Source organism: Treponema sp. R6D11 (assembly GCF_054786075.1).
Genome location: NZ_BDHD01000636.1, coordinates 1 through 671 on the forward strand (window position 1 = coordinate 1; position 671 = coordinate 671).

At 44.7% G+C, this 671-nt stretch carries 1 protein-coding gene; it reads right to left on the reverse strand.

Annotated elements, in window-relative coordinates:
• On the reverse strand, window positions 1–638 hold a 638-nt coding region (locus ACYVTD_RS15195), incomplete at its 3' end, for an RNA polymerase sigma factor (RefSeq protein WP_461248547.1).
• Window positions 639–671: the final 33 nt, after the last annotated feature.

The window sequence follows — 671 nt, forward strand, 5'->3', positions numbered from 1 at the left end:
ATATCGGCAAAATCATCGTCGGCAAGACCGGTGTTATCTAAAGCAAGGTCATCTGATGCGAGGTCATCTGACGCGATGTCAGGAGAGGAAGTGTCATCTAACGAAACATCTGCTGACGCTTCGTCTTCTGATGTTTTGTTATCATCAGATGAAATGTCGGCAAAATCGTCCATGGCAAGATCGCCTGCGGTTGTGTCGTCGTCTAACGAAATGCCTGCAAAATCATCGTCGGCAAGACCGGCATCGTCTGAAGCGGCGTCGTTTGAAGCAACATCATCTGTGGCTGTTTCGTCTAACGAGATGTTCGCAAAATCATCAGAAGCAAGATCGGCGTCGTCGGTTTTGGCTTGTTCGTCTGCCGTATTGCTTGTATCAATGTCTATGTCAATATTATCAATATCATCACTGGAAGGCTCTGGCTTATCGGCGGGGTTTTTGTTTTTCGCCAAAACATGTTTCGGGGGTTCTTCTGTTCCAGATTTTTCGGGAAAATCCGCCGAGGTAAGGGTATTGTCTTGTTCATCGCCTGTAAGCGCGGTTGTTTTATCGTCCTCCTCATCATTTTTTTTTTTTCTTTTCTCGTTTGTTGTTTTGTTTTTTATTGTTTTCGGTGTGGAAGGAAATAAACCCCGTACCAATGGTAAAAAAACAGCAGGTAATTTTGGGGGGTT